The sequence below is a fragment of the Rhodosalinus halophilus genome (assembly GCF_003298775.1).
Taxonomy (GTDB): Bacteria; Pseudomonadota; Alphaproteobacteria; order Rhodobacterales; family Rhodobacteraceae; genus Rhodosalinus; species Rhodosalinus halophilus.
The window spans coordinates 17,353-26,682 of record NZ_QNTQ01000013.1; the positions used below are offsets into that span (position 1 = coordinate 17,353).

Sequence of the window (9,330 nt, forward strand, 5' to 3'; positions counted from 1 at the left end):
GTCATATTATCGAGCTGACGAGCCAGGGGCGCGACCGCCGTGTTCTTCGGGACGGACAGGAAGGACGAAGCGACGGTGGTCGCAATGCTCGCCTCGGCCATTCGGCGCGACATTTCCTTCGGCGTCCTGCGCCCCGATCAGAAGCTCAAGATCGACGCGCTGCGGCAGGCCTATGGCGGGTCCACCCATTCCATGCGCGAGACGCTGCGGATGCTGACCGCCGAGGGCATGGTCGAGGCGACCTCGCAGCGGGGGTTCCGGGTGACCTCCGCCAGCGAGGAGGACCGGCAGGACATCCTGCTCATGCGGCTCGAAGTGGAGCGCCTCGGCCTCGCGCGATCGATGGAGCGCGGCGGCGTGGCCTGGGAGGGCCGGCTCGTCGCGGCGCAGCACGCGCTGTCGCGGGCGGACGCGGCGGTGCAGGCCGATCCGGGCGATCTGACCGCCCTGCAATGGGACGAGGCCTGCCGGAGCTTCGCCGGCACGCTCGTCGAGGCGTGCGCCTCGCCGCGCCTCGTCGACGTGGCCGCCAGGTTCTTCAACCAGTCCCGCCGCTTCCGGCTGGCGCGTCTGCGCGAGGGCGGGATCGACTTCGCCGCGCGCGGCGCCAGGCGCGACGCGCTGTGCCGCGCGGTTCTGGATCGAGACGTGCCCCGCGCCCTGACGCTCCAGGCGGAGGACATCCGGGCGGACATGGGGGCGTGAGAAGACCGACGACCGAACAGACCCAAGGGAGGAGACCATGGTCAAACTGAACAGACGACAGACGATCGGCCTGATCGGCGCTGCAGCCGCCTCGGGCCTCGCCGCGCCGGCGATCGCGCAGAACCGCAAGGTCGTGGTGGGCGCGCTGCGCTTCACCTCGCATTCGGGGAGCTTCATCGCGGTGGAGCGCGGCTATTTCGCCGACGCGGGCCTCGACGTGGAGCTGAAGTTCTTCCAGGCGGCGCAACCGATGGCCGTCGCGATCGCCTCGGGCGACGTCGACTTCGGCGTGACCGCAATCTCGGGCGGGCTGATCTCGCTCGCGCAGAAGGGCGCGGTGAAGGTGATCGGCGGCGCGCTGTCCGAGGAAGAGGGCATCGACGGCCAGCAGATCCTCGTCTCGGACGCGGCCTATCAGTCCGGAATCACCAGCCCGGCGATGCTGGACGGCAAGACCTACGGCGTCACGCAGACGGGCTCGTCCTTCCACTACGTCGGCTCGCGGGTCGCGGAGGCCGAGGGGATCGAGCTGACCTACAAGCCGCTCCAGAAGGTGGGCGCGGTGATCGGCGCACTGAAGTCCGGCCAGATCGATGCCTGGAACATCGTGCCCCATATCGCCAAGCCGCTGGCAGGCTCCGGCGCGGTCCACATCATCGGGGCGGTGCAGGACTACCTGCCGCGCTACCAGACCACGACCGTCTTCACCTCGACGGAGAACGCCGCCGAGGAGCGCGCGCTGACGGAGAGTTTCCTGGCCGGCTTCTCGCGCGGGGTGTCGGACTACAACGCCACGATGATCGACAGGGCCGGCGGCCAGGAAGGCGTCGACGAGATGGTGAAGCTCATTCACAACTACGTCTACACCGACCGGCCGCTCGACAAGGCCGCGCCCTCCATCATCAACGGAACCATGCGCATCAACGAGGGGGCGCGGCTCAACGTCGCCTCGGTCCGCGATCAGCTGGAGTGGTTCCAGGCGGAGGGGCTCGTGGACGAGTCGATCACGCTCGATATGCTGGTCGACACCAGCTACGTCGAGACCTTCCAGGCCTGAGCCGGTCACGACGTCGCGGCCCGCTCCGGCTTCGCGCCGGGGCGGGCCCGTCAAGCTTTTCTCGCCCCCGATCCGACAGGAGCGCGCATGGACATCCGCCTCGAGGCGATCCGCCACGCCTACGGCGACACGGAGGTGCTGCAGGACATCTCGCTGGCCATTCCGGCGGGCCGGATCGTCTGTCTCGTCGGTCCGTCGGGATGCGGAAAATCGACGCTGCTGCGCTTCATCGGCGGGCTGGAACGCCCCATGGAGGGCCGCGTCCTGCAGATCGGCGCTCCGCCCGAGGGCTGCCTCAATCCGCTCACCTTCGTCTTTCAGGACTTCGCGCTGCTGCCCTGGCGCACGGTGCAGGGCAACATCTCGCTGGTGCTCGAGGATCACGGCATCCGCGGCAAGCGGGCGCGCGCGATCATCGACGACGTGCTCGCACGCACGCGGCTTTCCGACTTCGCGAGCGCGCTGCCCAAGCAGCTCTCGGGCGGCATGAAGCAGCGCGTGGCCATCGCGCGCGCGCTCGCCGTGAACCCGGCGGTGATGCTGATGGACGAGCCGCTCTCGGCGCTCGACAGCCAGACCCGCGAACTGCTGATGGACGACCTCATCACGCTCTGGACGCGCCAGCCCTTCACCTCCGTCTATGTCACCCACAATCTCGCCGAGGCGGTGCGCCTCGGGCACCGTATCGTCGTGCTCTCGCGCCGCCCGGGGCGGATCTGCGAGGTGGTGGAGATCGAGAAGCCACTGGCCGAGCGTCTCTACGCCGACCCGGACCTCGACGAGGTCCAGCGGCATCTGTGGGAGATGATGCGCGACGAGGCCCGCGCGGCCGAGGAGGAGCTGATCGATGTCTGACACCACGGCCGCCACGGAGCGCCCCGCCTCCGACGGGCCCGCGATGGAGGTGCGCTTCCGCGGCGGCGGCTTCGCGCCGCAGTCGCGGCGCTGGGTCGGCGTCGCCGTCTTCGTCGCGCTCGTCGCGCTCGTGGAATGGGGCACGCGCGCGGGATGGATCTCGCCGCTGACGCTGCCGCGACCGTCGGACGTCTTCGGCACCTTCGTCGAGCTCTGGAACAGCGGCCTGCTCTTCAAGCATCTCGGCCCCTCGCTGAGCCGCCTCGCCGTGGGCGCCGCCCTCGGGGCGAGCGCGGGCGTCCTGCTCGGCGTGCTGATCGGGCTCTTTTCCTACGTGCGCGCGGGTCTCGTGCCGCTCGTGGCGGCGATCTTCCCGATCCCGAAGATCGCGCTCCTGCCGCTCTTCGTCATCTGGTTCGGCATCGACGAGGGCTCGAAATACGCGCTGATCGCCTTCGGCACCTTCACGCCGACGGTCGTGGCGACCTACGGCGCGGTGGACAACGTGGACCGCTCGCTGATCCGCATGGGCCAGAGCTTCGGCCTGTCGTGGCTCTCCATCGTGCGCAAGATCGTGCTGCCGGGGGCGATGCCGGGGATCCTCTCGGGTCTCAGGATCTCGCTCGCCATCGCGATCATCCTGCTCGTCGCCGCCGAGATGCTCGGCGCCGAATACGGCATCGGCGCCTACATCCTGCAGGCGGGGTCGCTCTACGACCTGGAGCGGCTCTTCGCCGGGGTGGTGATCCTGTCGCTGCTCGGCGTGATCGTCAGCGCCGCCATCGCGCAGATCGAGCGCCGGGTGCTGGGTTGGCGGACGTGAGCGGCTGGGACGTGATCGTCGCGGGCGGCGGCACGGCGGGCACAGCAGCCGCCATCGCCGCGGCCCGCGCCGGCGCCCGGACCCTTCTGATCGAGCGCAACGGCTGCCTCGGCGGCGCGGCGACGATGCGCAACGTCTCGACCTGGTGCGGGATGATGACGCTGAGCCAGACGCCGCGGCAGGCCGTCTACGGCATCGCCGAGGAGGTCATGCAGGGCCTGCGCGAGATGGGCGGCTTAGGCCCGGTGATGCGCTTCCGCGGCGTGTTCCTGCCCTTCGATCCCGAGCCGCTCAAGCGCGTGCTCGACCGGCTCACCGAGGCAGCGGGCGTCGAGGTCCGGCACGGCGCCTTCGTCACCGCCGCGCGGCGCGACGTGGGCCGGCTGCGCGCCGTGACCGTCGCCGACCACGGCGGCGAGACCGAACTGGAGGCGCGCGCCTTCGTCGATTGCACGGGCGACGGCGACCTTGCCGCGCGGGCGGGCGCCGCGACGCGCTACGGCAACCCTGACGGCGTGAACCTCGGCACGCTCGGCACGCGCTTCGGCGGCATCCCCGCCGACGTCGAGGTCACGACGGATCAGTTGATCGACGCGGTGGCCGCGCAGGGCTTCGCCCCGGGCAGCGTGACCAAGGACCGCTGCGTCGTCGTGCGGCTGCCCAACTCGCACGACCTCGTGCTCTACCTCGCCTCGGCCGACTACGATCCGCGCGATGCGCTGTCGCTCTCACGCGCGGAGCGCGACGCGCGCCGGCAGGCCTGGGCCTATCTGGAGGCCGTGCGCACGATCCCCGGCTGCGAGAATGCTTATCTCGTCTCGACGGGCCCCGAGATCGGCACCCGCGAATCCCGCCACCTCGTGTGCCGCCGCCAGCTGACCTGGGCGGATGTGGAAGGCCGACGCAGTTTCGACGATTGCATCGCGCTCGGCGCCTGGGGCGCGGAATGGCACGACCGGGCGAGCTTCGCCTCGAGCTTCGACGTCCCGCCGGATCGGGATCCCTTTCAGATTCCGCTGGCCTGCCTGCACAGCGCCGACACGCCGAATCTCTTCTGTGCCGGACGCCTTGCCGACGGCGACCGCAAGGCCGGCGCCGCGATCCGGGTCATGGGAACCGCGATGGCCACCGGCCAGGCGGCGGGCGTCGCCGCCGCGCTCGAGGCCGCGGGCCGGTTCGACGCCGCGACGGTTCAGACCCTTCTGCGACGTCAGGGAGCGGTGCTGAGCCCCGAGGCGTTGCCCGGGTAAAGCGCGACGGGGTCCATGTTTCGCCGCCTCGAGACCGCGCTGGCGGACACGCGGCTTCCTCGACTCCCGCCGCCACGTCGTCTGGGGTTTGAGCGCGTGCCCCCGAGGTATCTCGCAACCGCGGCTCGCCTGCCACCATGGCGCTCCCGACAAAACCGCTCCGAGCGGCCTCACTGCGGTTTGCGGTTGCCTTGACGGGCGCGCTCGCTACCTCCCATTTTGGGGGTATGGCCCCGGGACATGAGCATCAGGACGCATCGCGAGGAGTGTCGCAAGGTGAACCGCATCTATCGCGAGAGGGACGCGTCGCACTCAGCGGCCGCGGAAGAGCCGGGCAAGGACGATCGCCCGGCCTTGCGCGGGCCGAGCGTTTCCGTGCGTTCCACCGGCGGCGCGCACAAGCCGCCGACCCGGCAGGATACCGCCCGTGATGGCGGCCGCGCGCTACGCGCGTCCGAGGACGAGCAGCAGGATGACCTCGCCCTGGCGCGCGTGCTCGGTCCCGCGCTGCTGGCGGGCGCGGTGCTGTGGGCGCTGATCCTTCTGGCGATCCGGTATCTGACGGGCTAGCCGGGCGAGCCGCCTCAGAAGTCTTCGATCAGCGACACGAGAACCACGTCGCCGGGCAGGACTTCGGCAGACGGGCCCGCCGGCAGGAGATCCCCCTGCCCTCCGCGTCGGATCTGATAGCGGAATCGCGGGGTCTCTTCGAACGCATGGCCCGTCCCGCGCCAGGCCGCCGCGACATTGGCGGCGAGACGCGCCTGTTCCTTCCGGCTGCGCGCCTCGATCAAGGCGCCGCGCACCTGCTCGAGCTCGGCGCCGATCTCGGCGCTGCGGTTCGAGTCGAAGCTGCGCATGAGGCGCTCCTGTTCGAGACGTTCCGTCTCGTTTTCCGAGATCGCGTCGAGCAGGGCGAGCCGCGAGGTCAGCAGGTTCGCATAGGCAGATTGCAGGTTCAGCAGATCGGTTTCCCGCGCGAGCCCCCTTTCGCGCAGGGACCGCACGTTTTCCAGTTGCGCCTCGAGAAGACCTAGGTTGCCCTCGAGGACCGACTGCTGCTCCCGATACCGATCGGCCTGGCGCGCGAGCGCGTCGCGCTTCACCTCGAGCCCGTTCCAGGCGACGAGCCATTGCGCCACGTGGTCCACGATCAGCTTCTGCTGCGTTTCGCGCACGTCCGAAAGCAGGGCGTTCGCGGCGACGCGCTCGGGAAAGCGGATGACCGCGAGGTCCGGGCGGTCACGCTGGAGCCGGCGGAAGGCCGCAATGTCATAGCCCGACAGCCCCCGCAGCACCGCCTCCGGCGATGCGCCCGCATCCTCGGCGGGAAGAAAGGCCCAGATGTCGAGCATCTCCGCACCCGGAGGCAGCGTCGCCTCCGCGCCCTGCGACGCGCCGGTGGCGGGCCGACCGAAGGCCATTTCGACGAAGGCCATTTCCGCGCGAAGCCGCGCCTCGCGCGCTTCCAGTTCGGCGATTGACTGCACAAGCGCCTCGAAGGCCCCGACGGTCGCGTAGGACTGCAGCAGTTTTCCGAAGTCGTCGATCGGAGCGGCCTGCGGTCCGCCGGAGCGGGCCACCATCTGCTCGACGGTCGCGCCTGGCGACCAGGCGTGTGCGCCGGGCGTCCGGACCGCGCCGGCGACACGCAAACCGGGCCAAAGTCTTCGGCCCCGTCGTCTGGATCCTCCGCATCGATCTCGGTGCGTCGAGCGGCAGGCTCGCGCGCCGTTCACTGAAATGGTAGGCTTCGTGGCGGAGGTGCGGCATGGCCGGAGGCTGGACGCGAGATGGCGCGGTCAACGCGCAGATCGAAGCCTCGATCGAGGACGAGTTGCAACGCTTGAGAGCACGGCGACAGCCGCAGGGCGAGAGCCGCGCGAATTGCGCCGAATGTGACGAACCTATCCCCGAGGCGCGCCGCCGGGCGATCCCGGGCGTCAAGCTCTGCCGCGACTGCCAGGTGGAGCGCGACGCGCGCCCCGTCACGCGCGGCGGGCCGAACCGGCGCGCCTCGAAGGACAGCCAGCTCAAATGACGCATCAGGTTCCCGCGCAGCCCCCCGCCGCGCTTGCCAAACGCGCCCGCATGGCGGAAAAGGCCGGAAGCGGTCCCGTAGCTCAACAGGATAGAGCAGCCGACTTCTAATCGGCAGGCTGAGGGTTCGAGTCCTTCCGGGACCGCCAGCGCCTGGCCCTAGTCGACCGTTATGGTGATCGGCTCGGACATCACGGGCGGGTCGTGGGGGACGTGGAAGGCATCGCCCAGAAGCAGCCACAGGGTGTGCTCGCCTTGCGGAAGGTCCAGCGTGGTCTCGGTCTGGCCGGCGCCGAAATGCAGGTGCTGCGCGTCGGAGGGCACCGGTTCGGAGAAGTCGAAATCCTCCGGCGCGACACCGATGACGAGGTGGTGATGGCCGGTCTCCTCGCGCTCCACCCCGGCCGGCGCCACGCCCATGCCGGAGAGTCCGAAGCGCAGGGTCACCGGCGCGGTGACGACCCCCCCCGTCCTCGGGCGTGATGATATAGGCCCGCGCTCCCTCGGGCGCGGGCGTGCGCTCCTGCCCCATGGCCGGCGCCGCCGCGAGCGCGACGAGCGCCGCTGCTGTCATGGTCTTCATCGGACGATCCTCCCTGGTCGGGGACACAGCTTCCCCTACGTCAAGCTAGGCTCGGCGGCCTGTCCGGCAAGGCGCCGAGTTCCGCCGCGATACACCTGGCCGTGCCCGTCTCCGGCGCGAGCGGGACGCGTGCGGCGAGCGCCGTGCAATCGAGCAGCAGGCGTCGCACGGCCGCCTCCGGCGCGGGGGTCCAGCGCCAGGGCAGCCCGGCGGCGGAGGCGAGATCGGCCATGGAGACCGCCCCCGGAACGGCGAGGTTCAGCACCGCCGGCAGCGGGGCGGGATCGGCGGCGAGGGCGCCCAGCACGCGCGCCAGAGTCATGGGTCCGATATAGCTGCGTTCCGGCCCCTGCCCGTCGGCGAAACGGTCGATCCGCAGCGCCTCGCCGGGCTCCAGCCGGGCCGCATTGCCCATCAGGGCGTCGGCCCCGAAGACGTTGCCGATCCGCAGCGCGCAGACCTCCAGCCCCTCAGCGCGCGCCTGCGCGCAAACCGCCTCGGCCTCGAGCTTGGCCGCGCCATAGGCGCTCACGGGTCGCGGCGGGTCACGCTCGGTGAAGGGACGATCGCGCGGCGGGCCGTAGACCGCCGAGGACGACGCGTAAAGCACCCGCGGGATGCCGGCGGCCCGCGCCCCCGCGAGGCAGGCCTCGGCGAGCTCGGCGTTGAGGTCGAGTTCGGCGTCCGGGCCGGGCGTCACGCCCGACAGCACCAGCATGGCGTCCGGCGGCGTCCCGCGCAGCGCCTGCACCAGCGCCTCCGTCCCCTCGAGCGGAGACCAGCCGATCGCGCCGGGCAGAGGCTTACGGCTTTGCCAGAGGGCCGCGAGCGGCGGCGGCGCATCGGCCCAGGCCCGCGCGAGCAGCCGGCCGATCCGTCCGCCGCCCCCCGTCACCAGAAGGCGGCCGGGGCTCAAGCGCGGCTCATCCCTCGCCGCCCGTGACGGTCAGGCCCAGCAGACGCCATGTCTGCATGCCGCCGCGATAGTAGCTGATCTTCTCGGCCGGGAAGCCCGCCTCGATCATGCGGCGGATCGCGGCGGGCGACTGGCCGCACCACAGGCCGTTGCAGAAGAGCGCGACCTCGCTGGCGCCCTCGCAGTTCCAGCCGTCGAAGTCGATCTCGCAGCCGAGATCCCCCATGCGGTCGACGGCTTCGGTATAGGGGATGTTGATGGCGCCGGGGATGGTGCCGCCGGCGTACCAGTCGGGCGTGCGGCTGTCGACGACGATCACCTCCGGGTCCTGAAGCTTGTCGAGCAGCTCCAGCTCGCCGATGGTCGAGACGCCCTCGGCCGGCTGATGCGGCTGGATGCAGAACTCCGGGCAGGGCCGCGAGGTACGCGCCCAGCTTCCCTCGAGCGTGTTCTCCGGATCCTGAACGCGGCGGATCTCGACGGGGCCCGAGCGGGTCTCGACCGTCACGCTGTCGATCTCGGACGTGATGCCCACGCGGGGGTGTTCCTCGGCGACCGCGGGCAGGCCGGCCAGAACGACGGCGACTGCCGGAAGCGTTGCGCGGCGGAAGACTTGGCGGATGGTCATGGCGGTTCTCCTCCCTTCAATGGCAGTCTCAGCGTATCACATGCACGGCGCAGGCGGCATGGCGCACGACCTGCGTGGCGGTGCTGCCCAGCAGCAGATCCTGCATGCCCGGCCGGTGCGACGCGATCACGATGCAGTCGGGGTGATTCTCGTCCGCCCAGTCCAGGATGGTGCGTCCCGCATGCCCGTCGATCACGATGGCCTCGGCACCGGGCACGCCGGAGGCCATGTTGGAAAGCTCCTCCTCGATCGCCTTGCGGGCGTTGGTGACGTAGTCCTGCGGCATGTAGGAGATGGCGTAGCTCGGCAGCCGCTCGATGACGTGGAGCAGCGTCACGCGCGCGCCCTCGTCGGAGAGCGCCTTGGCCACCTCGATCGCGCCGGTGGCGTCGCGCCCCTCCTCGAAGGAGATCGGCACCAGGATGTGCTTGTACATGCGGTTTCCTTTCCTTGATCCCGCGTCACTCTGACGC

General features: G+C 70.6%; 12 protein-coding genes and 1 tRNA gene. 8 read left to right on the forward strand and 5 right to left on the reverse strand.

Annotated features, from left to right (window positions below):
* Positions 1-39: 39 nt before the first annotated feature.
* From DRV85_RS13390 to DRV85_RS13415, 6 genes are all read left to right on the forward strand, one after another.
* On the forward strand, positions 40-705 hold the full coding sequence (locus tag DRV85_RS13390; RefSeq protein WP_338066972.1) for a GntR family transcriptional regulator: 666 nt from the start codon (positions 40-42) through the stop codon (positions 703-705).
* 37 nt (positions 706-742) lie between these two features.
* Entirely contained in the window at positions 743-1,762 is a 1,020-nt protein-coding gene (locus tag DRV85_RS13395; RefSeq protein ID WP_113289987.1) for an ABC transporter substrate-binding protein, read from the forward strand.
* A gap of 87 nt (positions 1,763-1,849) precedes the next feature.
* Positions 1,850-2,617 carry an ABC transporter ATP-binding protein gene (locus tag DRV85_RS13400; RefSeq protein WP_113289988.1) on the forward strand — a complete coding sequence of 256 codons (768 nt, stop codon included), beginning with the start codon at positions 1,850-1,852 and terminating at the stop codon, positions 2,615-2,617.
* Positions 2,610-3,440 (forward strand): ABC transporter permease, encoded by an 831-nt coding sequence (locus tag DRV85_RS13405; RefSeq protein WP_113289989.1) that lies wholly within the window; start codon positions 2,610-2,612, stop codon positions 3,438-3,440. Before DRV85_RS13400 ends, DRV85_RS13405 begins: the two co-directional genes overlap by 8 nt.
* Complete coding sequence (locus DRV85_RS13410) at positions 3,437-4,690, forward strand: FAD-dependent oxidoreductase (protein ID WP_113289990.1); 1,254 nt, start codon at positions 3,437-3,439, stop codon at positions 4,688-4,690. Before DRV85_RS13405 ends, DRV85_RS13410 begins: the two co-directional genes overlap by 4 nt.
* 240 nt (positions 4,691-4,930) lie before the next feature.
* Positions 4,931-5,260, forward strand: coding sequence for a hypothetical protein (locus DRV85_RS13415; protein WP_113289991.1), 330 nt, complete (start codon positions 4,931-4,933; stop codon positions 5,258-5,260).
* Between the two features lie 14 nt (positions 5,261-5,274).
* On the opposite strand, the gene DRV85_RS13420 is transcribed toward DRV85_RS13415, so the two are convergent.
* The gene (locus DRV85_RS13420; RefSeq protein WP_147238852.1) at positions 5,275-6,276 is read right to left on the reverse strand and encodes a hypothetical protein; all 1,002 of its coding nucleotides are present in this window, start codon (positions 6,274-6,276) and stop codon (positions 5,275-5,277) included.
* 185 nt (positions 6,277-6,461) lie between these two features.
* Here DRV85_RS13420 and DRV85_RS13425 point away from each other — a divergent pair, with 185 nt between their 5' ends.
* Positions 6,462-6,731 carry a DksA/TraR family C4-type zinc finger protein gene (locus tag DRV85_RS13425; protein WP_113289993.1) on the forward strand — a complete coding sequence of 90 codons (270 nt, stop codon included), beginning with the start codon at positions 6,462-6,464 and terminating at the stop codon, positions 6,729-6,731.
* Between the two features lie 71 nt (positions 6,732-6,802).
* A tRNA-Arg gene (locus DRV85_RS13430) sits at positions 6,803-6,879 on the forward strand.
* A 10-nt stretch (positions 6,880-6,889) separates the two neighbouring features.
* Here the strand turns inward: DRV85_RS13430 and DRV85_RS13435 are convergent.
* The 4 genes from DRV85_RS13435 to DRV85_RS13450 form a co-directional block, all read right to left on the reverse strand.
* Positions 6,890-7,177: a DUF4399 domain-containing protein gene (locus DRV85_RS13435; RefSeq protein ID WP_233495515.1), complete on the reverse strand. Its 288-nt coding sequence runs from the start codon at positions 7,175-7,177 to the stop codon at positions 6,890-6,892.
* A gap of 176 nt (positions 7,178-7,353) precedes the next feature.
* A complete protein-coding gene (locus DRV85_RS13440; protein WP_113289994.1) occupies positions 7,354-8,229 on the reverse strand; it encodes an NAD-dependent epimerase/dehydratase family protein in 876 nt (291 codons plus the stop codon).
* Between the two features lie 7 nt (positions 8,230-8,236).
* Positions 8,237-8,857, reverse strand: coding sequence for a rhodanese-like domain-containing protein (locus DRV85_RS13445; protein ID WP_113289995.1), 621 nt, complete (start codon positions 8,855-8,857; stop codon positions 8,237-8,239).
* A gap of 28 nt (positions 8,858-8,885) precedes the next feature.
* Complete coding sequence (locus tag DRV85_RS13450; RefSeq protein ID WP_113289996.1) at positions 8,886-9,293, reverse strand: universal stress protein; 408 nt, start codon at positions 9,291-9,293, stop codon at positions 8,886-8,888.
* Positions 9,294-9,330 lie beyond the last annotated feature (37 nt).